Here is a 22,624-nt window from a genome sequence, read left to right on the forward strand (position 1 = left end):
GCTCGCCGTCAAAAGCGCCTGGCCCCTGGGCTCAGATGTCGCCGTCCCGAATCGACGACGGGTGACGACACAGAGGCGTCACCGAAATCTTCATGTACGGGAACAGAGGCAAGCCGGACAGAATGTCGTGAAGTTCGGCATTGCTCTCTACATCGAAGATGCTGTAATTCGCGTACTCGCCAACGAGGCGCCAGATATGACGCCACTTGCCGCTACGCTGGAGCTCCTGCGAGTAAGCCTTCTCGCGGGTCTTGATTTCGTTCGCCACTTCGGCCGGCATGTCGACCGGCAGGTGCACGTCCATTCGCACATGGAAAAGCATCGTTGAATCCTCTTGATCAAAATCCGTTTAGCGGGTGACCTTCATCAGCCCGTCTCGCGTGAATCGCTTGACCTTCGCCTCGTCGAGTTCGATGCCGAGACCCGGGCCGTTCGGCACGGTCAGTTCGAAGTCGCTGTAGTCGAGCGGCGTGGTCAGAATTTCTTCGGTGATCAGCAACGGCCCGAACAGCTCGGTGCCCCATTGCAGATTCGCGAAGCTCGCGAACAGATGCGCCGACGCCACCGTGCTGAACGCGCCTTCGAGCATCGTGCCGCCGTACAGCTCGATGCCGGCGGCATCCGCGATCGCGGCCACGCGCTGCGCGGCGAACAGGCCCCCGCTCTGCTCGATCTTGATCGCGAACACATCGGCGCCGCCGTTCTTCGCGATCTCGAACGCGCTGTCCGGGCCTTGCAGGACTTCGTCGGCCATCAGCGCGACCGGGAAGCGGCGCATCAGTCGCGCGAGCGCCGCGGCGGACGCGACCGGCTGCTCGACCAGATCGCAGCCCGCGTCGGCCAGCGCCGGAATCGCCCAGGCGGCCTGGGTCTCGCTCCACGCCATGTTCACGTCGACGCGCACCGCGGCGCGCTCGCCGACCGCTTTCTTGATCTCGGCGACGTGCTTGATGTCGGTCTTCAGTTCCTTCGCGCCGATCTTCAGCTTGAAGACCTTGTGGCGGCGCACGTCGAGCATGTGCTCGGCTTCGGCGATGTCCTTCGCGGTATCGCCCGACGCGAGCGTCCACGCAACCGGCAGGCGCTCACGGCGACGGCCGCCGAGCAGCTCGCTCACCGGCACGCCGAGACGTTTGCCTTGCGCGTCGAGCAGCGCGGTTTCGAGCGCGCTCTTCGAGAAATGATTGACCTTGACCAGCTTGCCGAGGTGCGCCATCAGCGCCTGGATCTGCGTCGCGTCCTTGCCGATCATCGCCGGGGCGAAGTAGGCGTCGATCGCGAGCTTCATTGCTTCGGGGCTTTCCGGGCCGTAGGCCATGCCGGCGATCGTGGTGCCTTCGCCAATCCCGACGATGCCGTCGCTGCAGTAGACCTTGACCAGCATCAGCGTCTGCCCGTACATCGTGGCGACCGACAGCTTGTGAGGACGGATCGTCGGCAGATCGACGAGGCGGGTTTCGATACGTTCGATGGTCGCTTGGGTCATGGCGGCTGCGGCGGGAAGTGAGTTCATTGGATGTTTTTATACCCTTCGCCCGTTTGGCCCGTCCAATACTTTTCCTGTCCTTTTTCATACCTGCAGGGTATGGTGAGGCCAGCAAGCCCGGCCTTTCTATGGATTTGGCATTGCACCATGCAGGTGGGGCATCGAAAATGAGGCCCGTTTTTGCGCCTCAAACATGACTTGGGTCAATGTTCGATGCATGGAGAGCATGTTGTGTAACCACCCGGATCGCGCAGCGAGTACTCCATCGTTTCGGACTGCGGTTCATGCGCGCGGGCAACACTCCCCCTACAACTCGCCGCGCGCGGCTAGCGCGGCGATGCGCTCGGCGGTGCGACACGCGATCGCCTGAATCGTCAGCGACGGATTCACGCCGCCCACAGTCGGAAACACCGAGCCGTCGCACACCCACAGGTTGCGGATGTCCCAACTGCGGCAGTCCGCGTCGACGACGCTCGTCGACGGATCGTCACCCATGCGCGCGGTGCCGTTCAGGTGGCAGGTGTCGTCGGTCTCGCGCCAGATCTCCTTGCCGCCGGCGGCCGCGAGCGCCTGCTCCATGAAGTCGAGCGAATGCGCGATGAGCCGCTTGTCGTTGTCGCACCATGAATAGGTGACGCGCGCGATCGGCAGCCCGTACTGGTCTTTCTCGTCGGCAAGCGTCACGCGGTTGCGCTGCTGCGGCAGCATCTCGCCGACGATCTTCAGCCCCGCCTGGTGGTTGTACTTGAGCATCTCCGCGCCAAGCGCGTCGCCCCACAAGCCGCGGCCATTCTGTACCGCGACCCATCCGTTCGGCAGCGGCCCCTGGCTCATGTAGCAGTAGCCGCCGAAAAAATCCTTGCCCTTGTCTTCGTAGTTCCAGTGCTCGGTGAGCGCGAGCGACGGCGGCCCCTTGTACCAGCGGATGTCTTCATCGAAGGTGCCGTAGACGGCCTGATTCGACTGCGCCATCAGGTTTTTGCCTACGAGTCCCGAACTGTTCGCGAGTCCGTCAGGAAAGCGGCTGTTGGCCGACATCAGCAACAGGCGCGGCGTTTCGATCGCGTAGCCGGCCACCACCACGTGCTTCGCGCGCTGGAATCGCCAGCGTCCTTCGCGCAGATATTCGACGCCGGTGGCGAGCCCCGCGTCGTTGGTGACGACGCGGCCGACCATCGCCAGATCGCGCACCTCGGCGCCGGCTCGCAGCGCACGCGGGATCCACGTGACGAGCGCGCTTTGCTTCGCGTTGGTCGCGCAGCCGGACACGCAAAAGCCGCGGTACACGCACGGATGCGCGCGGCCGCGCGGCGCGGAGAGGGTCGCGAGCGGCGTCGGGCTCCAGCCGATGCCGAGCGCCTCGGCGCCGCGCGCGAGCACCAGCGCCGCCGCGTTCAGCTCATGCGCGCGATACGGATAGCGCGGCCGCTTCGGCCCCCACGGATAGTTCACCGGTCCGGAGATTTTCAGCGCGTCCTCGACCTCGCCGTAGTAGTGCCACATCTCGCGCCAGTCGAGCGGCCAGTCGGCGCCATAGCCGAGCACGCTGCGCGACTTGAACCACTCGGGCCGAAAGCGCAGCGACACCATCGCGAAATGGACCGTGCTGCCGCCCACCGCCTTGCCGCTGTTGTTGTTGCCGAGCTTCAGCGGATTGTCGCCGTCGCAGATGCGCTCGTCGGTCCAGAACAGTTTTTCCTGATGCGCTTCGTCAGACGCGAACTCTTCGAGCGGACGCCACCACGCGCCGGCATCGAACGCGACGACCTTGAAGCCTTTTTCCGCAAGCCGGCACGCAAGCGTGCCACCGCCGGCGCCGGTGCCGACGATCGCGAAATCGACCTCCTCGCCGTCAGGGTACGCGCGCATCGGCACCCAGCCGCCGCGCTGGAACACGTCGGGTGCGCGGCCGTCCTTGCCGCGTGGCCGTTGCTGCGCGTCATCGGACACGGCGGTTCTCCTTCGCGGCCTGCTCATGGGTGTCGGGCGTCGCTTCGACCGCCTCCCACGGATCGCGGCGATTCAGGTACATGCGCACATAGCCGCGCGGATTCGCCGGGCCGCCGAAGCCGATCTCGCTCCACGCGTGCGGGTGCGAGTAGTAGAGGCCGCAGATGTCGTGCAGCACGCGCTCGCCGAAGAACAGCTTCGACGGCATGCCGCGCCACGCGGGGTTCGTCAGTTCGCCGCGCTGCATCTGGCCGAGCAGCGCGATCTGCGGGTCCTCCGCGAGGCTCGCGAACGGCAGGCCGCCCCGTTCGCGGCACTCGGCATCGAGCGCGGCGAGGCCGATGCGCCAGGCGTCGCGCATCGGCGGCAAACGGTCGTCGCGGTAGCCGTCGTTGCCATTGCCGGCGAGCCGCGCGTCGAGCAGGGCGGCGAGCGGCACCACCGGTTGCGCATTCGCTTGCGGCACGATGCGGGCGCACAGCGACGTGACCGCGAGCCATTCGACCGCGTTGAAAAAGCGCGGCTCGAGTGGTGTCGCGAGGCGTTCGGCGATCACCGCGCGGGTGTGCGCGTCCCACGACGGCGTCGTGCGTTTGTCGAGCACGTCGTAGCCGGGATAGCGGGTGGCTCGGGTCGAGCGTGGTCGGTTGGTCATTTTTCAGTCTCCCGCAAACGCAGTGCGGCGAGCCCGGCGAGCGCCAGCGCGGAAAAGCTCGGCGGCGCGGGCAGCGGCGGCCCGTCGAACAGATTCTGGCTCCAGTTGCGCCAGCCGCCCTGACGACGCGCGATCCCGCGCGCGTGAAAACCCGCGCCGACAAAGCCGAGCACGGTCGTGATGCGTAACCAGAGCCGCGTGTACCAGCGCTCGCGCGGAGCGGACAGCGCGGCATGCGCGAGCAGCGCGGCGGTGATGGGCGGAATGCTGACCGGCGCGTACATCGCGCGATGCTGAAACGCGCCACGAAAATGCAGCAGCGCGGCCTCCCCCACCGTGCCGACGAGACCCGCCGCGACCAGCAGACCGAGCGCCTGACCGGCCGGCATGCCGAGCAGTTGCGGGTCGTCTGCGGGCTCGTCGCGCAAGCGTTCGGCGACGGCACCGAGCGCGCCTGACAGCAGCAACGCGCTCGGCGCGCCGAGCGGTGCCGCGTGAAACAGGTTGTTCCAGCTCCAGCCGCCCGGCCGCTTCATCACGTTGTAGAAATGGAAGCCCGTGCCGGCGATGCCCGTCGCCGCCGCGGCCAGATAGATCGCATGGCGCGCGCGATGCGTCTGGCCGCGACGATCCGCGCCGCCATGCAGGCCCGCGGCGAGCGACAGACTCGCGCTGACGAGTGGCGTGAACATCGCGGGGTTGTCGAACGAGCCGCGGTAGTGCTCCATCGCGCTGTCGGCGAGCACCGACAGCGCGAGCAGCGCGGAGCTGTGGTTGAAGGTGCGGGCCGCTTCGACGTGTGCCTCCACCTCGGCGGTGGGTTCGCTCGCGTGCACGCGCGCCGGCGCGCGCTGATGGCTGCGGGCGGCACACGTCGGGAACGTCACGGATGCCCGACGCTCGTGGTGTTGCGGGCCGCTCTCACGCCGTTCGCGATGCGACTCAGGTCTTCCCGCGCCGCGCGCGGCCAACGCCGCGACGGCCGTCACCGCCGCCGCCGTGTACAGCAATCCGGGTACGCGTGAAGAGCCCATCGATATCGCTTCCGTGTCGTGGCCTGCTTTATTTGATGAGGTAGCGCTCGGCGTCACCATGCTTGAACTCGAGCCCGCAACCGGGCCGCGACAGGTCCGGCTCCATCTGGCCGTCGCGCAACCGCGGCGCACCGTCGAACAGCATGGCTTCGATCCGGGCGTGGTCATGGAACCACTCCTGATGGCGCAAGCGCGGCGCCGCGCACGCGACGTGCAGATGCAGCGCCGGTGCGCAATGCGCGGACAGCGGCACGTGATACGCGTCGCACAGCGCGGCGGCCTGCAGAAAGCCGGTGATGCCGCCGCAACGGCTCGCGTCGGCCTGCAGCACGTCGACGGCCCCCGCCGCGAGCAGGTGGCGGAAGTCGTCGAGCGTGTAGCCGTATTCGCCGGCGGCGATCTCCATGCCGGCCGGCACGCGCTCGCGTACGCCGCGCAGGCCCGCTTCGTCGTCCGAAGACACAGGCTCCTCGAACCAGCTCACCTGGTGCTCGGCGAAACGTTGCGCGTAGTACAGCGCCCGTTGCGGCGTGAACGCGCCGTTCGCGTCGACGAACAGGCCCGCACCGCCGATCGCCGCGCGCGCCGCCGCGACGCGCGCCGGGTCCTTGTCCGGCTCGCTGCCGATTTTCATCTTTACCCACCGGCAGCCGTCCTGCGCGACCCAGCCGGCGAACTGCTGCTGCAAGCGCTGGTTCGTATACGTGGTGAAGCCGCCGCTGCCGTACGCCGGCACGGCCGGGCGCAACGCGCCGAGTAGCCCGACGAGCGGCACGCCGAGCAGCTTCGCCTTCAGGTCCCACAGCGCGCAGTCGATTGCCGAAATGGCTGTCGCGGCCAGTCCCGCGCGGCCGAGATTGCGCACCTGGCGTTGCAACCGTTGCCAATGCGCGCCGACGTCCAATCCGTCGTGATTCAGCACGCAGGCGGCGAGCGCGCCCTGGATCAGCGCGACGATGCAGGCATCGCTGTACGTGTAGCCGATGCCGGTGTCGCCGCCCGCGTCGACCTCGACGACGACCAGCGTGGTCGCGTCCCACGCGAACGTGCCGTCGGCCTCCGGCGCGTCGGTCGGAATGCGGTACGCGCTCGCACGCAGCGCGCTCACGGGCGCTTGCGACGAGCCCCCGCTCGTGGCGCCGCGCTTCATCGACGCGCTCCTTGCGCGCGCGCGTGACGCCCTTCATTGATGCAACAGCCGACGGTCCCCGACATTCCGGTCTCCAGGTGGTAGTGAGACGAAAGCTGCCTGCTGCGTCGCAAGTACCGTTCCGCACTATTGCAATCCGTAAAGCGGGCCGCGCAGGAGCACACTTCGCGTTGCCGCCAACGCCACTCGCGCGCTCGCCCACCGTTTCGACGAGCATGGCAACCCCGCCCGGCTCGTCACAGTCGGCCAAACGGTCTATGTCGTCTGGCGGAGGCGACTTGGGCTCGCGCGTGGCGTAAAATACGCGCTTTCCCGAAAAACTCGCCAACATGACGCTCGCCTCCACCCAAGAGATCATTGCCGAACTGAAAGCCGGCCGGATGGTGATCCTCGTCGACGAAGAAGACCGCGAGAACGAGGGCGACCTCGTGATCGCCGCCGAGTTTGTCACTCCGGAAGCGATCAATTTCATGGCTCGCTACGGCCGCGGCCTGATCTGCCTGACGCTGACCCAGGATCGCTGCCAGCAGCTGAACCTGCCGCTGATGACCTACCGCAACGGCACGCAGTACGGCACCGCGTTCACGGTCAGCATCGAAGCGGCCGAAGGCGTGACGACCGGCATCTCGGCGGCCGACCGGGCCCGCACGATCGCGGCCGCGGTCGCGCCGGACGCCAAGGCCGAGCACATCGTGCAGCCGGGCCATATCTTCCCGATCATGGCGCAGCCGGGCGGCGTGCTGGTGCGTGCCGGCCATACCGAGGCCGGCTGCGACTTCACGAGGCTCGCGGGCCTCACGCCTGCCGCGGTGATCTGCGAAGTGATCAAGGACGACGGCACGATGGCGCGTCTGCCGGACCTGCTCGAGTTCGGCAAGGAGCACGGCCTGAAGACCGGCACGATCGCCGATCTGATTCACTATCGCAGCCGCACCGAGTCGATCGTCGAGCGTGTTTGCGAACGTACGATGCAAACCGCGCACGGCGCGTTCCGCGCGGTCATGTATCTCGATCAGCCGAGCGGCCAGCCGCACATCGCGCTGGTGCGCGGCACGCCGATGCCCGATCGCGACACGCCGGTGCGCGTGCACGAGCCGCTGTCGGTGCTGGATCTGCTCGAAGTCGGCGAATCCACCCATTCGTGGACGCTAGACGCGGCCATCCAGGAAATCGCAGAACGCGATCTCGGCGTGGTCGTACTGCTGAACTGCGGCGACTCGAAAGACCATCTGATCGACGTCTTCAAGGCGTTCGACTCGAAGGAAAAAGCGGACGCGCTGAAGCGCCGGCCGGTCGACTTCAAGACCTACGGCATCGGCGCGCAGATTCTGCGCGAACTCGGCGTCGGCAAGATGCAGGTGCTGTCGAACCCACGCAAGCTCGGCAGCATGTCGGGTTATGGTCTCGAAGTCACGGGCTTCATTCCGATGCCCGGCAGCAAAACGCAAGCCCCGCAACTCTGATCCGGCCACTCACGCGCCTCGCGCCCACTCAAACACTACGGAATTCATATGGAAATCGGACAATACCAACCGAATCTCGACGGCGACGGACTGCGCATCGGCATCGTCCAGGCGCGCTTTAACGAACCCGTCTGCAACGGCCTCGCCGACTCCTGCATCGAAGAACTCGAACGCCTCGGCGTGACCGGCCAGGACGTGCTGCTCGTCACGGTGCCGGGCGCGCTGGAAATCCCGCTCGCGCTGCAAAAGCTCGCGGAAAGCGCGCAATTCGACGCGCTGATCGCGCTCGGCGCGGTGATCCGCGGCGAGACCTACCACTTCGAGCTGGTTTCGAACGAAAGCGGCGCGGGCATCACGCGCATCGGCCTCGACTTCGGCATTCCGGTCGCGAACGCGGTGCTGACCACCGAGAACGACGAGCAAGCCGTCGCGCGCATGACCGAGAAGGGTCGCGACGCCGCGCGCGTGGCTGTCGAAATGGCGAACCTCGCGGTCGCGCTCGAGCAACTCGGCGGCGATGACGACGAAGATGAAGACGAAGACGACGAGGAAGAGGCATGAAGAGCGCACGCCGACGCTCCCGCGAACTGGCCACGCAGGGGCTTTACCAGTGGCTGCTGTCGGGCTCGCCCGGCGCTGAGATCGACGCGCAACTACGCGGCGCGCAAGGTTACGACAAGGCCGATCACGAGCACCTGGACGCGATCCTGCATGGCGTGATGCGCGATTCCGAAGCACTTTCCGCCGCGATCGCGCCGTGCCTCGACCGTCCGATCGATCAACTGTCGCCGGTCGAACGCGCGGTGCTGCTGGTCGCCGCGTTCGAACTGAAGAATCACGTCGACATTCCGTATCGCGTGGTCATCAACGAAGCGGTCGAGCTGACCAAGACGTTCGGCGGCTCGGACGGCTACAAGTACGTGAACGGCGTGCTCGACAAGCTCTCGGCGCAACTGCGGGCCACCGAGACGCAGGCGGCTCGCAAGAGCTGAGCGCGGCGCCGGTGGGGCCATGCCGCGCATCGGCTCCCTGCCACGTCGCACTGCACAGGGCGAAGCACCTCGATCGCCCGCAAGGACGGCGCTGCGCGCATCGATGAACGCATCATTTGATGGGTAGGCGCCGTCCTGCTTCTGACCTGGACTGACCGTATGAACTCCGTGACCGAACCTCTCGTGCGGCTTGCCGCGCGCGTCGATGCCATCCAGCCTTTCTACGTGATGGAACTGGCCAAGGAGGCCGTGCTGCTCGAACGCGCGGGGCGCGACATCATTCACATGGGCATCGGCGAGCCGGATTTCACGGCGCCCGAACCGGTCATCGAGGCGGCCGCGAGCGCGCTGCGCCGCGGCGTCACGCAGTACACCAGCGCGCTCGGCGTGCACGCGCTGCGCGATGCGATTTCCGCGCATTACGCCGAGTTCTACGGCATCGACGTCGATCCGGCACGGATCGTGGTGACAGCGGGCGCATCGGCCGCGCTCTTGCTGGCGTGCGCGGCGCTCGTCGATCGCGACGACGAAGTATTGATGCCCGACCCGTGCTATCCGTGCAACCGCCATTTCGTGATCGCCGCCGAAGGCAAGCCGGTGATGGTGCCGAGCGGGCCGGCCGAGCGCTTCCAGCTGACCGCCGCCGACGTCGAACGCCTGTGGGGCGAGCGCACCCGCGGCGTGCTGCTCGCGTCGCCGTCGAATCCGACCGGCACGTCGATCGAGCCGGCCGAACTCGAGCGCATCGTCAAGGCCGTGCGCGCGCGCGGCGGCTTCACGATCGTCGACGAGATCTACCAGGGCCTCAGCTATGACGCCAAGCCGGTGTCGGCGCTATGGTTCGGCGACGACGTGGTCACCGTCAACAGCTTCTCGAAGTACTTCAACATGACCGGCTGGCGCCTCGGCTGGCTCGTCGTGCCGCCCGCGATGGTCAGCGCGTTCGAAAAGCTCGCGCAGAACCTGTTCATCTGCGCGTCGGCGCTCGCGCAGCACGCGGCGCTCGCCTGTTTCGAGCCGGAGACGATCGCGATCTACGAAGCGCGGCGCCTCGAATTCAAGCGACGCCGCGACTTCATCGCGCCGGCGCTCGAATCGCTCGGCTTCTCCGTGCCGGCGATGCCGGACGGCGCGTTCTACGTGTACGCGGACTGCCGAGGCGTCGCGCATCCGGCGGCCGGCGACAGCGCGGCGCTCACGAAGGCGATGCTGCACGATGCCGGGGTCGTGCTGGTGCCGGGCATGGACTTCGGCACGCACGCGCCGAAGGACTACATCCGGCTGTCATATGCGACCGCCTATCCAAAGCTCGAAGAGGCGGTCGAGCGGCTGGCAAAGCTGTTCGGGCGGCATTGACGCATCGGGATTGATTCGGCAGCAACCGGCCTGCCAGACGCAAAAAAGGACACCCGAGGGTGTCCTTGTTGTTTTCATGCGGCACGGCAACGTCTAACTCAAGCCCCCAGCTCCGACGCCGACGCCACGTGGCGCGTCGTCGAATTGGCGCTCGCGTCGTCCTGATCGGCCGGCTGCGTGTGCGCCGCCGACGTCGTCGGGCTCAGCGCGTGACCGCCTTGCAGTGTCACCTGAACGCGCTTGCCATTGCCACCACTCGTCGCCGCGGCTGGCGCCGGCGTGGCCGACGCGGTCAGCACCGGAGCTTGCGGCGCATTGATCGGCACCTTACGGCCGCGCGCGACGTCGCGCAGACGACCGCGCTCGGCCATCACCTTCGCGCCGTACCCGCCGTCATCCGGCGTGGTCGAGCCGACGTACAGACGCAGGCCGCCCGGCAGCGAGCCGCCACGCGCGATGCAATCCTTCAGCACGAGCGCGCCGACCTTGATGTTCGCGAGCGGTTCGAGCGCCGCGCGTTGGCCGCCGAAATACTGGAATTTGTCCGAATGCACCTTCGACATCACCTGCATCAGGCCCTGCGCGCCGACGCCGCTCTCGGCGTACGGATTGAAGCCCGATTCGATCGCCATCACTGACAGCAGCAGCAGCGGATCGAGGCCGACTTCGCGGCCGGTGTCGAACGCGGCTTTGACGAGCTCGCCGACGGGCTCCTGAGCGACGCGATAACGCCGCGCGAGGTACGACGCGACCAGGTCCTGCTCGTGGCTCGACACGAGCACGCGGTCATCGCGTGCATCGGCGGACACGCGCTGCTGCGGAATCAGACGTGCGAGCGCGCTGACGCCCTGCATCGTGCGCGGATCGAGGCCGTTGAGCGCGGCGGCGCTCGTGCCCGACGTGCCGGCGCCGTCGAACGCGCCGTCGAAGCCGGTGGTGGCCGCGGTGAGGGTCATGCTGCCGTCGTTCGAGCCATCGGTGGGACTCGGCGTGGTCAGCGTGTTCGGCGAATCGGCCGACAGCGATTCGTCGGAGGATGCGTCGGCGTTTCTGGTCGGTCCGATGGCGGGCAGCGGATTGCCTTGCAGCAGGCGGGCGGGGCCCGCTTGCACGGCGGCGGAAATGACCGGCATCAGACGCGCGGCGAGCGCGCCGCGCCAGGTCGGCATCAGCCACAGTGCGAGAGCCAGCACCACGGCGATCCCGCCGACAATGCTGAACAGGTGATGACTCAGTCGCGTCCCGCTGCGCAGCGCACCGCGCACAATCTGCGCAATACGCTCATCGGGACGCCACGATAACCAGGCGTTCATTCAGATCTCCCATCTTGCATGATCCGCGAACTCCGCCGGGACAAATCAGGCGGTACGGCGCGCTCGCAGAGTCAAGACATCGCGTGCTCTCTGGTTGGGCAGCAGCGACGTCGGGAAAACGGCAACATATACCGTTTTGGGAGCCATCTCAAAAACAGCCCACACATACTCGATGTGTATCAGGCTTGGCTCCCACGCGAAAAACCAGCGTTGGTGGACGCTGGTGAGGGACTTCAATCATGCCGTTCTACCCTGCAGGGAAGCAAAACGGTGACGCGTTGCGTCTGAGGACCGGGGGCGACGGTAAAAAGGTTAACGCCCTGCAACCAATGTGGACGGATTCTATGCACGGTTTTATAGATCGTCAACACTATAGAATTCAAGAATGATAACTTTTCGTAATTATGAACAGTGTTCAGTCACCCGAGAACCGCGCTCAATGCGCGTTTCGGGCGATCCGACCCTGGCTGTTTGGACTAGACCATTTGGTCGATCTACGTGCGGTGGCTAACGCAGGTAAAATCGACAATCGTTTTTTGCGTCAGATAGGTACCAACGCCGTTCCTCCTGCCTCCCCGTCCTATGCGCCGTGCATGCGGCCCTGAACCGTCACAGATGAAATACAAAGACTTACGCGATTTCATCGGCCGCCTCGAGGCGATCGGTGAATTGCGCCGAATTTCGCAAAAAGTATCGCCGAATCTCGAAATGACCGAACTTTGCGACCGTGTGCTCCGCGCGGGCGGCCCGGCTCTGTTGTTCGAGAACACCGAGCGGCACGCGTTCCCGGTGCTCGGCAATCTGTTCGGCACGCCGCGTCGCGTCGCGCTTGGCATGGGCATCGATGCCGAAGCGGGCGCGGGCGACCAGGCGGCGCTCGAATCGCTGCGCGATGTCGGTCGGCTACTCTCCGCGTTGAAGGAACCCGAGCCGCCGAAAGGGCTCAAGGACGCCGGCAAGCTGCTGTCGCTAGCGAAGGCCGTGTGGGACATGGCGCCGAAGACGGTCAACGCACCGCCCTGCCAGGAAATCGCCTGGGAAGGCAATGACGTCGACCTTGCCAAATTGCCCATTCAGACCTGCTGGCCCGGCGATGCCGGGCCGTTGATCACTTGGGGTCTGACCGTCACGAAAGGGCCGAACAAGAGTCGACAAAACCTGGGTATCTATCGCCAGCAACTGATCGGGCGTAACAAGCTGATCATGCGCTGGCTGGCGCATCGCGGCGGCGCGCTCGATTTTCGTGAGTTCGCGCTTAAAAATCCCGGCAAGCCGTATCCGGTGGCCGTCGTGCTCGGTGCGGACCCGGCGACGATTCTCGGCGCGGTCACGCCGGTGCCCGACACGCTGTCCGAATACCAGTTCGCCGGCCTGCTGCGCGGCGGGCGCACCGAGCTCGCGAAATGCGTCACACCGGGCGTCGACGGTCTGCAGGTCCCCGCGCGCGCCGAGATCGTGCTCGAGGGCTTCATCTATCCGCAGGAAGGCGCACCCTCGCCCGCCCCGGCCGGCGCACCGCCGCGTCCGTCGAAGGGTGCGTCGGCCACGTACGAACACGCGCTCGAAGGCCCGTATGGCGATCACACCGGCTACTACAACGAACAGGAGTGGTTCCCGGTCTTCACGGTCGAGCGCATCACGATGCGCCGCGACGCGATCTATCACTCCACCTACACCGGCAGACCGCCCGACGAGCCGGCGGTGCTCGGCGTCGCGCTGAACGAAGTGTTCGTACCGCTGCTGCAGAAGCAGTTCACCGAGATCACGGACTTCTATCTGCCGCCCGAAGGCTGCAGTTACCGCATGGCGATCGTGCAAATGAAGAAGAGCTACCCCGGCCACGCGAAACGCGTGATGTTCGGCGTGTGGAGCTTCCTGCGGCAGTTCATGTATACGAAGTTCATCGTCGTCGTCGATGAGGACGTCAATATCCGGGACTGGAAGGAAGTGATCTGGGCGATCACCACGCGAGTGGACCCGACGCGCGACACGGTGCTCGTCGACCGCACGCCGATCGACTATCTCGATTTCGCGTCGCCGGTAGCCGGCCTCGGCTCGAAGATGGGGCTCGACGCAACCAACAAGTGGCCGGGCGAAACCGACCGTGAATGGGGCCGCCCGATCGTGATGGACGACGCGGTCAAACAGCGCATCGATAGTTTGTGGAACGAGTTGGGCCTCGGCCTGTAACGCGCGCGGGACAGCACAATCAATAACGGATGGAGCGCTCGCGCGGATGCACGCTTTTTCAATGATGTCGGACGGCTTTTTTCTGTCCTTGTCGCTGTGCCTCGATATCGGTCTCGTCAACGTCGCGATCATTTCGCTGACTCTGTCGCACGGCTTTCGGCCGGGCTTCTGGCTCGGCCTCGGCTCTTGCGTCGGCGATCTCATTTACGCGACGCTCGCGCTCGCGGGCATGGCCGCGCTGCTGCAGTTCGAATCGGTGCGCTGGGTCGTATGGATCGGCGGCGCGGCGATCCTCCTGTTTCTCACCTGGAAGATGGCGCGTGAAGCGATGTTCCCGGCCACGGCGCAAGCTGTTGCCGGCGAAGGCGACGCGGCTGCGCCGCATCAGTCGGCATGGCGCGGGTTTGTGCGCGGCGTGCTGCTCGCGGTGTCGTCGCCGTCGGCGATCCTGTGGTTCGCGGCGGTCGGCGGCGCGCTGATCGCGAAGGCCGGCGCAACGAGCCCGACAACCGCGCTGATCTTCCTCGGCGGATTCTTTCTGGGCGGCCTGTGCTGGACGCTTTTCATCTGCGGGCTCGGCAGCCACGGACGCAAGCGCGCGGGCGCCGGTCTGCTGCGCGCGTGTCACGTTCTGTCGGCACTGCTGTTCGCCTATTTCTCGTACAGCGTGATCGTCAACGGGTATCGCGATCTGATCGTGCAGAGCACCGCGCAGGTGGCAAGCTGAAGCGGCTCGCGAACAAAAAAAACGGCTCGCATCGGCGAGCCGTTTTTCTTCATGCGACTCGACGTGAGCCGCTCATGCGAGGTACTGCGCGAGCTTCGGCAGATCGACATTGCCACCGCTCACCACCACGCCGACGCGCTTGCCGTTCACCGGCACGACGCCGTTCAGCACCGCCGCCGCCGCGAGACAACCAGTCGGTTCGACGACGATCTTCATGCGCTGCGCGAAAAAGCGCATCGTCTCGATCAGTTGCGCATCGCTGACCGTTTCGATTCGCGCGACCAGCCGGCGGATGACCGCGAACGTGTAGTGGCCCAGATGCGTCGAAGCGGCGCCATCGGCAATCGTGCGCGGCGCGTCGATATGAACGATCTCGCCGCGTGCGAGCGACTGCTGGCCGTCGTTGCCCGCCTCGGGCTCGATGCCGATCACCGTGCAGGCGGGGCTCAGCGCGGCCGCCGACAATGCGCTGCCGCTGATCAACCCGCCGCCGCCAAGGCACACGAACAACATGTCGAGCGGGCCGGTTTCGTCGATCAGTTCTTTGACCGCGGTGCCCTGGCCGGCGATCACGTGCGGATGATCGTACGGCGGGATCAGCGTCATGCCGCGCTCTTCGGCGAGCCGGTGGCCGATTTCCTCGCGATTTTCCTTGTAGCGGTCGTAGCTGATCACTTCGCCGCCGTAGCCTTTGGTCGCGGCGACCTTGGCCTCGGGTGCGTCGTGCGGCATCACGATCGTCGCGTGAATGCCGGCGAGGCGCGCCGACAGCGCGATCGCCTGCGCGTGATTGCCCGACGAATAGGTCAGCACGCCCGCCTTGCGCTGCTCCGCGTCGAAATGCGAAATCGCGTTGTACGCGCCGCGGAACTTGAACGCGCCCATGCGCTGGAAGTTTTCGCACTTGAAGAACACCGACGCGCCAGTGCGCTCGTCGAACGTGCTCGATGTCAGAACGGGGGTGCGGTGCGCGACGCCTTCGAGACGCGTGGCGGCGTCGAGGACGTCATCGAAGGTGGGAGCGGGAAGCGCTTGCATCGGCGAAACTCTCCTGGAGCGGTGGCGAAGCAGCCATTCTCCCAGCTTCCTCGATGCTTTGGAACGGCGCTCGCGCGAGCGCGCGACACCAGCCAGGAACGCTGCGGAAAGCAAAAACCAGCGACACAAAAAGAAACGACGTAACCCGGCACAAGCCGGCGTTACGCCGTCGACGTTCCCACGCGCGTCAAGCGCGCCCGCACTTCTTAATGACGATAGTACGAGTGCCCATAGCCGCGATAGTAGCCACGGTAGCCGTGGTAGTAGCCACGATAGTAAGGGCGGCCATAGCCGTAATAGCCTCCGACCACCACCGGAGCCGGTGCGAACACAACCGGCGGCGCGTACACCGGCGCAGGCGGCGGGGCGTAATAGACAGGCGGCGGCGCCGCATAGACCGGATAGGCCGGCGCGATCGGCACCCCAAGGCCGATACCGACGGAAACACCTGCCTCAGCGGCCCCGGCAAGTCCCAAGCCGAGTGCGGCTGCAACGACAAACGGAACGATCTTTTTCACTTCTATTCTCCTAGCGCGGCCTGCCAAGGTCGCCGACTGCGCATGCCTCGCATGCTGTGAAATCAATGTATCTAAAAAGCCCCAGCCGAAATGTTCGCATTTGTTGCAAATTGCAAGGGCGAGCCGAAGCGTTTTGCCGAGCGCGGCGCGAGCGCGCCTACGCGCCGCCGCGACCTGAGCGAAATCAGCCGGGAATCAAGGGGTTGCACGCGGGCGACGGGCCGCGCGTCACAGGTCTGATCGAGCGCGGGGGTTTGAGTTCGCGCATCGGTAATCTTTAATTACAAATTCGCTTCAATCCTGACAGCCGGAAGAAAATTCCCAACAAAAAATGCCCGGCTCAATTGCTCGAGGCCGGGCATTTTGTCACCTGCGAAGACCGCGCGACTAGCCGACCTTCACGTACACGAATTCGCGGGACACGTTGGGCGGCACGTATGCGCCGCTGATCCGCACGCGCGGCGTAAGGCGCTTTTTCTGATCCCACCAGCGACGGCGCTGGGCGCGCGTCAGGAACCGCAAGTGCTTTCGGTAAGAAAAAATACTCATCTCGACCCTCCCGAATTTCTGACTGCGAACGAAGTACGGAAAATACGACCGCCAAACCGGCTCATCGACCACTGTTCCTGTCACGTACGATTGTGAGCAGTTTTCACATCCGTGGGCGTCACGCCACCCGATGACCGACCGTTGGCGCCATATCGCCCGCAAACTTATCCGACGACCGCTGTCGAACCGTGCAAGGGGCCGGATCGCGGCCGCGCTTCGCCGGATGCGAGATACTGCTGCTTTCCCGTTCACACGATCCGTCTGGAGCAGGTGACCATGTCCCAGTCTTCCTTGCCGCGCGTCGGCTTCATCGGCGCGGGGCGGCTCGCGCGTTGTCTCGCGCTCGCGTTTGCGCGCGCCGGCTATCCGGTCACCGCGGTGGCGAGCCGCTCGGCCGATTCCGCGCGCCGGCTCGCCGCCCAGATCGCACACTGCGCGGCCACTGACGACCCGCAACAGGCCGTCGACGCTGCCGATATCGTTTTTTTAGCCGTTCCTGACGACAGCATCGGTACGACAGCGCACACACTCCGCTTTGGAGGCAATGCGGCAAGCCACCCCGGCAAAGCGCTCGTGCACTGCAGCGGCGCCTCGCCGGTCGAACTGCTCGCGCCAGCGCGCGATCAGGGCGCGGCGATCGGCGGCTTTCATCCGTTGTATCTATTTAGCGGCGAGCTCGCCGATCTCGAGCGTATCGTCGGCTGCTCGGTGACGATCGAAGCCGACGGCGAACTGAAGGAGACGCTGACCGCGCTCGCGCTCGCGCTGCGCTGCCATCCGCTGTCGATTCCGCCGGGCGGCCGCATGCTGTATCACGCCGCCGCGCACTACGCGGCGAGCTTCGCGCTCTGCAGCCTCGCCGAATGCGTGGCGTTGTGGCGCACGCTTGGCTTCGCCGAAGACGACGCGCTGCGCGCGCTGCTGCCGATGCTCGCCGGCACGATCGAAACCGCGCGCGACAAAGGCCTGCCCAACGCGCTCGCGGGGCCGGTATCGCGCGGCGACACGGGTGTCGTCGAGAAGCAGCTCGCGCTGCTCGAAGGCTTCGGCGGCGACCATGCCGCGCTGTATGGTCTGCTGACGCGCCGCGCGGTCAACCTCGCCCGACGTCGCGCAACGCCGGCCGCGACGATTGAAGCGATCTCCGAAGCTGTGGAAGAATCGCTGGGCCGCTCGCTGAATCAGGCCGCGGCAGGTGCAAGCGTCAAGTAAGCCGTGATAATGTGACGTCCGGCACGCTGGGCGAACCACGCGACGACCCGCGCCGCGCTTCGGGACCAACAGACGAGAACGCACAATGATCAAGGTCAGCATCCTCTACCCGTACCGGGAAAACGGCCGTTTCGACATGGACTACTACTGCGCGACCCATATGCCGCTCGCGGCGAAGCTGTTCGCGCCGGCGCTGAAAGGCTGGTCGGTCGACGCGGGCCTGAACGCCGGGCCGCCCGGCACGCCACCGCCTTACGTGGCCGCGGGACACTTCCTGTTCGATAGCGCGGACGACTTCTATAAAGTGTTCAAGCCCGCGTCCGAGCAACTATTAGCGGATATCCCGAACTACACCGACGGCGGCAACGGCACAATCCTGATCAGCGAGGTCCGGATTTCCGTGTGATGCCGGACAGACAGCCATCGGGAGGCGGCGCGCAATGACGTCGAACCTCCGGTTGGCTAACCGGGTAAATCCAGAAAACCGCCGGCACGCACCGATCGGGCGACGCCGGCAGCCCGCGGCCGGTCGGCGGCCGTCATCAGAAGCATAAGGACACGAGATGTTTGGCGATATCGCCCGTTTTCTGCTCAATACCGTTTTCACGCTGTTTGGCGCCGCGCTGCTGTTGCGCGCGTGGCTGCAGGTTGTGCGCCTGCCGCCGTACAACCCGGTCTCGAACGCCGTGCTGCAGGCGACCAACTGGATCGTGCTGCCGCTACGGCACATCCTGCCGAGCACGCGCAACATCGACTGGGCGAGCGTGGTCGCGACGCTGATCGCCGCGATCATCTACGTCGTCCTGATGATCGTGCTGACGGGCGCGGATCCGCTGACGCTCGTGCCGACGCTGCTGATCGTCGCGGTGCTCACCGCGATCAAGTGGGCGCTCAATCTGATCATCTGGATGACGATCCTGATGGCGCTGCTGTCGTGGCTCAATCCTCGTTCGCCCGCGATGCCGATTCTGTATCAGCTGACCGCGCCGTTTCTGAATCCGTTGCGTCGCGTGCTGCCGAAATTCGGCGGTATCGATCTGTCGCCGATCCTGCTGTTCGTGATCGTGCAGGTGCTGCAGATGGTCGTCACGCGCGCGGCGGTTCAGCTGACTTATTTTGTGATCTGAGCTGATTGCGCGGGAAAGTTGGGCTGACGCGCGGCGGCCGCTTGAGTCGGCGCGGCTTCTACACGGGTGCCGCGAAACCGCGGCTCTCCCCCGTCCGGAACACCGACACCGTCTGCTTCATCTTGCGCGCCTGCGTCTCGAGCGATTGCGCGGCCGCCGCGGCCTGTTCGACGAGCGCCGCGTTCCGCTGCGTGGCCTCGTCCATCTGCGTGACGGCCTGGCCGACCTGGTGAATGCTGCGGTTCTGCTCTTCGGAGGCCGTTGCGATCTCGCTGACGATATCCGACACGCGATGAATCGCGGCCTTGATATCCGCCATCGTCGTGCTGACTTCGGCTGCCTGCTGCGTGCCGCCTTCGATGATCGCGACCGACGTCGTGATCATCTCCTTGATCTCCTTGGCCGCGCTTGCCGAGCGCTGCGCGAGGTTGCGCACCTCGCTCGCGACCACCGCGAAACCGCGCCCCTGCTCGCCCGCGCGCGCGGCCTCGACCGCCGCGTTCAACGCGAGAATATTGGTTTGGAACGCGATGCCCTCGATCACGCCGGTGATCTCCGAGATTTTCGTCGAACTGCCGCTGATATCACCGATGGTGCGCACCATGCCCTCGACGGCAGTGTTGCCGGTGTTGGCGACCTGTGCAGCCTCAGTCGCGAGCGCGCTCGCATTGCGCGCGTTGTCGCTGTTGCGGGTGACGGTCTGCGTCAATTCCGACATGCTCGCCGCGGTCTGTTCGAGCGAAGCGGCCTGCTCTTCGGTGCGAGCGGACAGATCGATGTTGCCGCTCGCGATCTGCTGCGAAGCGATGCTGACCGACTCGGCGCTTTCGCGAATCGAACCGATCGTCGCCGCGAGACGCTCCTGCATGTGCGCGACCGCTCGCAAGATGCTGCCGTCGTCGGCGGCGCCGGTGTGCAGTCGCCGGCTCAAGTCGCCGCCCGCGATCTGCTCGACGACCTTCGCGACTTCGGCCGGTTCGCCGCCGATCTGCCGCACGACCGCGCGCGTCACCAGCAGCCCCAGGCCGATCGCAACCGCGACGCCGACGACCGCGCAGCTCGCGATCCACCACGTCACCGAGCGAACCATCTCGACGCCGTTCGCGACACGCTGTCTGGCCAACTCATCCCGCACGTCGGACAGCTTGATCATCAGCGTGCGCAGCTGGACGTGCAGCGGGTCGGTGGTCGATTTGAGCTCGGCGAGCGCGCCGCTCTGATCGCCCTGATCGGCCAGCGCCATCACCTTCGCGACCGAACTCATATAGGCCGGATAGGCGGCGTCGAAGTCGCTCAGCAATTGCTTCTGCGCGTCGGTGGTCGCATGCTTGCGCTCGTAGTCGAATGCCGACAGGATCGCCGCTTCACCGCCGTGATTCAGGCGCACCGTATCGGCGCGGCCTGCCGGCTCCGGATTCAGGATGTACGAATAGAGGCGCCGGAAGTGCGAAGCGGCCTGCCACGCGGCGGTGCCGTCGTCGCGCACAGGCACGAATTCGCGGTCGTACATTTCGGTTTGCATCGTCGCGACTTCGCGCACCTTCAGCACACCGACCGTGCCGACGATGGCCGTCACGAACGCGCACAGCATCAACGAGCCGACAAGCTTCTGGCTCAGTTTCAGATTGGAAAGCCACTGCATCTTGGGAAAATCTCTTGATCGGGATGGGAAGCGCCGGGTTCGTGCCGGCTTGTGGGTGCGCAAGCGCACGGTGTTGGGCAGTATTCGGATTAACGGCAGGCGCAGACAAAGTCTGAAGGCTCGCGCCGTTCGAACCGCAGAAGCGAAAAGACGGGTCGGCTGCTCGTGCGCGCGAGCCATACCCCTGCCCAAACGGCCCAAAAGCCTGTAAAATCGCGAGTTCTGCGGGCGTCGTATAATGGTAATACCCTAGCTTCCCAAGCTAGAGCCGTGGGTTCGATTCCCATCGCCCGCTCCACTTTCCCGCTGAGTGTTCAGCGGAATCCAGCAAGAGCCGCCTCCCTGAAGGCGGCTTTTTTGTAGTGGCAACGGCCCGGCACAGCGCGCAAGCCGCGCAGCCCTCACCCTTGCAGCAGCATCGACGATGATCCACGATCCAAACGACTCCGGTCTCCCGGACGACGCCCCGACCCCCACGAGCGCAGCCGATCAGCCCGCCGGCAACGAGACGAACGACGTCGACGGCACGCCGGGTGCAACGCCGGCAGACACGCTTCATCACCGCCGCATCCGCAGCTTCGTCACGCGCGCGGGTCGCGTGTCGACCGGCCAGCGCCGCGCGCTCGATGAGTTCGGCCCGCGCTTCGTCGTGCCCTATGCACCACAACAACCCGACTGGACCGGCGTGTTCGGCCGCGAAGCGCCGCGCGTGCTGGAGATCGGCTTCGGCATGGGCGCCACCACCGCGGAGATCGCCGCGCACCGTCCCGACGACGACTTCTTGGGCGTCGAAGTCCACGAGCCCGGTGTCGGCGCGTTGCTGAAGCTGATCGGCGAGCAGTCGCTGACGAACATCCGCATCATCCAGCACGACGCGGTCGAAGTGCTCGAGCACATGATCGCGCCCGACAGCCTCGACGGCGCGCACATCTTTTTCCCCGACCCGTGGCACAAGGCGCGCCATCACAAGCGCCGGCTGATCCAGCCGAAGTTCGTCGCACTGCTCGTGTCGCGTCTGAAGCCGGATGCGTATCTGCATTGCGCGACCGACTGGCAGAACTACGCCGAACAGATGCTCGAAGTGCTCGGCGCCGATCCGCTGCTCGAAAACACCGCCGACACCTACGCGCCGCGGCCCGACTATCGTCCGGTGACGAAGTTCGAACGGCGCGGCCTGCGGCTCGGCCACGGCGTGTGGGACCTCGTGTTCCGCAAGCGCGGCGCCGCGTAACGCGACGAGACGACAAGCCAACGAAAAAAGGTCCGCACATACGCGGACCTTTTTTCATTGCACGGCAAATCTCAATCGGCCCAGCTCAACCCGCCGCTATAACCGATCAGCAGGATCAGCAGGCCAAAGCCGATCCGATACCACGCGAACACCGTGAAGTCGTGCGACGCGACATAGCGCAGCAGCCAGCGGATGCAGACGAACGCACTGACGAACGCGGCCGCGAAGCCGAGCGCGAAGCTGCCGAGCGCATCGGTGGTGAGCAGGTGCCAGTCCTTGTACAGCTCGTAGGCCGTCGCGCCGAAGATGATCGGAATCGCGAGAAAGAATGAAAACTCGGTCGCGGCGCGGCGCTCGATGCCGAACAGCATGCCGCCGATGATCGTCGAGCCCGAGCGCGAGGTCCCCGGAATCAGCGCGAAGCACTGTGCGAGGCCGACTTTCAACGCATCGAGCGGGCTCAGATCGTCGATGCTGCGCACCCGCACCGCCGCGTCGCCGCGCGCGCGCTGACGCGCCTCCGCCCACAGGATCACGACGCCGCCCGCGACCAGCGCAAACGCGACCGGCACCGGTGAAAACAGCGCCTCCTTGATCGACTTCTCGAACAGCAGGCCGAGCACGACTGCCGGAATCGTCGCAATGATCACGTTCAGCGCGAAGCGGCGTGCCTCGGGCCGGCTCGGCAGCCCCACGATCACGTTGCCGATGCGGCGGCGAAACTCCCAGCACACGGCGAGAATCGCGCCGAGCTGGATCACGACATCGAAGGTCTTCGCGTGCTCGTCGGAGAAATCCAGCAGACTGCCGACGACGATCAGATGCCCGGTGCTCGACACCGGCAAGAACTCCGTCAAACCCTCGACCACGCCGAGAATCAGCGCCTTGCAAGCCAGTAGCCAGTCCATCCGTGCCCCTTATCGCGGTAGGTTGTCGCAACGAAATGGGCCCGCACGGTCATGACTGGCATGCGCGGCCCACGTGGCCGCGC

The 22,624-nt window shown here is 65.7% G+C and carries 22 protein-coding genes and 1 tRNA gene; 11 read left to right on the forward strand and 12 right to left on the reverse strand.

Annotation, left to right across the window (positions count from 1 at the left end; translation table 11 throughout):
- Nucleotides 1–31: 31 nt before the first annotated feature.
- From catC to OKW26_RS29740, 6 genes are all read right to left on the reverse strand, one after another.
- A complete protein-coding gene (gene catC, locus OKW26_RS29715; protein ID WP_090801477.1) occupies nt 32–322 on the reverse strand; it encodes a muconolactone Delta-isomerase in 291 nt (96 codons plus the stop codon).
- Between the two features lie 27 nt (nt 323–349).
- On the reverse strand, nt 350–1,486 hold the full coding sequence (locus OKW26_RS29720; RefSeq protein WP_429356007.1) for a muconate/chloromuconate family cycloisomerase: 1,137 nt from the start codon (nt 1,484–1,486) through the stop codon (nt 350–352).
- A 306-nt stretch (nt 1,487–1,792) separates the two neighbouring features.
- Nucleotides 1,793–3,436, reverse strand: a complete 1,644-nt coding sequence (locus OKW26_RS29725) for a GMC family oxidoreductase (protein WP_429356008.1) — start codon at nt 3,434–3,436, stop codon at nt 1,793–1,795.
- Complete coding sequence (locus OKW26_RS29730) at nt 3,426–4,091, reverse strand: gluconate 2-dehydrogenase subunit 3 family protein (protein WP_429356009.1); 666 nt, start codon at nt 4,089–4,091, stop codon at nt 3,426–3,428. The genes OKW26_RS29725 and OKW26_RS29730 overlap by 11 nt, the downstream gene beginning before the upstream one ends.
- Complete coding sequence (locus tag OKW26_RS29735; RefSeq protein WP_429356010.1) at nt 4,088–5,125, reverse strand: hypothetical protein; 1,038 nt, start codon at nt 5,123–5,125, stop codon at nt 4,088–4,090. Before OKW26_RS29735 ends, OKW26_RS29730 begins: the two co-directional genes overlap by 4 nt.
- 28 nt (nt 5,126–5,153) lie before the next feature.
- Complete coding sequence (locus OKW26_RS29740) at nt 5,154–6,275, reverse strand: enolase C-terminal domain-like protein (RefSeq protein WP_187630788.1); 1,122 nt, start codon at nt 6,273–6,275, stop codon at nt 5,154–5,156.
- A 329-nt stretch (nt 6,276–6,604) separates the two neighbouring features.
- Here OKW26_RS29740 and ribBA point away from each other — a divergent pair, with 329 nt between their 5' ends.
- The 4 genes from ribBA (at nt 6,605) to OKW26_RS29760 (ending at nt 10,086) form a co-directional block, all read left to right on the forward strand.
- A complete protein-coding gene (ribBA, locus tag OKW26_RS29745) occupies nt 6,605–7,738 on the forward strand; it encodes a bifunctional 3,4-dihydroxy-2-butanone-4-phosphate synthase/GTP cyclohydrolase II (RefSeq protein WP_184023248.1) in 1,134 nt (377 codons plus the stop codon).
- Between the two features lie 48 nt (nt 7,739–7,786).
- Nucleotides 7,787–8,299: a 6,7-dimethyl-8-ribityllumazine synthase gene (ribH, locus tag OKW26_RS29750; protein ID WP_184058095.1), complete on the forward strand. Its 513-nt coding sequence runs from the start codon at nt 7,787–7,789 to the stop codon at nt 8,297–8,299.
- Nucleotides 8,296–8,730, forward strand: a complete 435-nt coding sequence (gene nusB / locus OKW26_RS29755) for a transcription antitermination factor NusB (protein WP_429356011.1) — start codon at nt 8,296–8,298, stop codon at nt 8,728–8,730. Before ribH ends, nusB begins: the two co-directional genes overlap by 4 nt.
- Before the next feature lie 159 nt (nt 8,731–8,889).
- Nucleotides 8,890–10,086, forward strand: coding sequence for a pyridoxal phosphate-dependent aminotransferase (locus OKW26_RS29760; RefSeq protein WP_429356012.1), 1,197 nt, complete (start codon nt 8,890–8,892; stop codon nt 10,084–10,086).
- Nucleotides 10,087–10,184: 98 nt separating this feature from the next.
- Here OKW26_RS29760 and OKW26_RS29765 read toward each other — a convergent pair whose 3' ends face one another.
- Nucleotides 10,185–11,399: a transglycosylase SLT domain-containing protein gene (locus tag OKW26_RS29765; protein ID WP_429356013.1), complete on the reverse strand. Its 1,215-nt coding sequence runs from the start codon at nt 11,397–11,399 to the stop codon at nt 10,185–10,187.
- 615 nt (nt 11,400–12,014) lie between these two features.
- Between OKW26_RS29765 and OKW26_RS29770 the strand changes: the two genes are divergently transcribed.
- Both OKW26_RS29770 and OKW26_RS29775 read left to right on the forward strand, forming a co-directional pair.
- Nucleotides 12,015–13,589 carry a UbiD family decarboxylase gene (locus OKW26_RS29770; RefSeq protein ID WP_429356014.1) on the forward strand — a complete coding sequence of 525 codons (1,575 nt, stop codon included), beginning with the start codon at nt 12,015–12,017 and terminating at the stop codon, nt 13,587–13,589.
- 46 nt (nt 13,590–13,635) lie between these two features.
- Complete coding sequence (locus OKW26_RS29775) at nt 13,636–14,316, forward strand: LysE family translocator (RefSeq protein WP_184053273.1); 681 nt, start codon at nt 13,636–13,638, stop codon at nt 14,314–14,316.
- 72 nt (nt 14,317–14,388) lie between these two features.
- On the opposite strand, the gene OKW26_RS29780 is transcribed toward OKW26_RS29775, so the two are convergent.
- From OKW26_RS29780 to OKW26_RS29790, 3 genes are all read right to left on the reverse strand, one after another.
- Entirely contained in the window at nt 14,389–15,354 is a 966-nt protein-coding gene (locus OKW26_RS29780) for a threo-3-hydroxy-L-aspartate ammonia-lyase (RefSeq protein ID WP_429356015.1), read from the reverse strand.
- A gap of 206 nt (nt 15,355–15,560) precedes the next feature.
- Nucleotides 15,561–15,872: a hypothetical protein gene (locus tag OKW26_RS29785; protein ID WP_184058106.1), complete on the reverse strand. Its 312-nt coding sequence runs from the start codon at nt 15,870–15,872 to the stop codon at nt 15,561–15,563.
- Nucleotides 15,873–16,259: 387 nt separating this feature from the next.
- Nucleotides 16,260–16,421, reverse strand: coding sequence for a hypothetical protein (locus OKW26_RS29790; protein ID WP_167368604.1), 162 nt, complete (start codon nt 16,419–16,421; stop codon nt 16,260–16,262).
- A 276-nt stretch (nt 16,422–16,697) separates the two neighbouring features.
- On the opposite strand from OKW26_RS29790, the gene OKW26_RS29795 reads away from it, so the two are divergent.
- The 3 genes from OKW26_RS29795 to OKW26_RS29805 all read left to right on the forward strand — a co-directional run bounded on the left by OKW26_RS29795 (nt 16,698) and on the right by OKW26_RS29805 (nt 18,760).
- On the forward strand, nt 16,698–17,633 hold the full coding sequence (locus OKW26_RS29795; RefSeq protein ID WP_429356016.1) for a Rossmann-like and DUF2520 domain-containing protein: 936 nt from the start codon (nt 16,698–16,700) through the stop codon (nt 17,631–17,633).
- Between the two features lie 85 nt (nt 17,634–17,718).
- Entirely contained in the window at nt 17,719–18,039 is a 321-nt protein-coding gene (locus tag OKW26_RS29800; RefSeq protein WP_184058111.1) for an EthD family reductase, read from the forward strand.
- Between the two features lie 157 nt (nt 18,040–18,196).
- A complete protein-coding gene (locus OKW26_RS29805) occupies nt 18,197–18,760 on the forward strand; it encodes a YggT family protein (RefSeq protein WP_184058113.1) in 564 nt (187 codons plus the stop codon).
- 58 nt (nt 18,761–18,818) lie between these two features.
- On the opposite strand, the gene OKW26_RS29810 is transcribed toward OKW26_RS29805, so the two are convergent.
- Nucleotides 18,819–20,402 (reverse strand): methyl-accepting chemotaxis protein, encoded by a 1,584-nt coding sequence (locus OKW26_RS29810; protein ID WP_429356017.1) that lies wholly within the window; start codon nt 20,400–20,402, stop codon nt 18,819–18,821.
- Nucleotides 20,403–20,626: 224 nt separating this feature from the next.
- Here OKW26_RS29810 and OKW26_RS29815 point away from each other — a divergent pair.
- A tRNA-Gly gene (locus OKW26_RS29815) sits at nt 20,627–20,700 on the forward strand.
- Between the two features lie 126 nt (nt 20,701–20,826).
- Nucleotides 20,827–21,633, forward strand: coding sequence for a tRNA (guanosine(46)-N7)-methyltransferase TrmB (gene trmB, locus OKW26_RS29820; RefSeq protein WP_429356018.1), 807 nt, complete (start codon nt 20,827–20,829; stop codon nt 21,631–21,633).
- A gap of 71 nt (nt 21,634–21,704) precedes the next feature.
- On the opposite strand, the gene OKW26_RS29825 is transcribed toward trmB, so the two are convergent.
- The gene (locus OKW26_RS29825) at nt 21,705–22,541 is read right to left on the reverse strand and encodes an undecaprenyl-diphosphate phosphatase (protein ID WP_184058119.1); all 837 of its coding nucleotides are present in this window, start codon (nt 22,539–22,541) and stop codon (nt 21,705–21,707) included.
- Nucleotides 22,542–22,624: the final 83 nt, after the last annotated feature.

This window comes from Paraburkholderia sp. 32 (genome assembly GCF_050435345.1).
Taxonomy (GTDB): Bacteria; Pseudomonadota; Gammaproteobacteria; order Burkholderiales; family Burkholderiaceae; genus Paraburkholderia; species Paraburkholderia tuberum.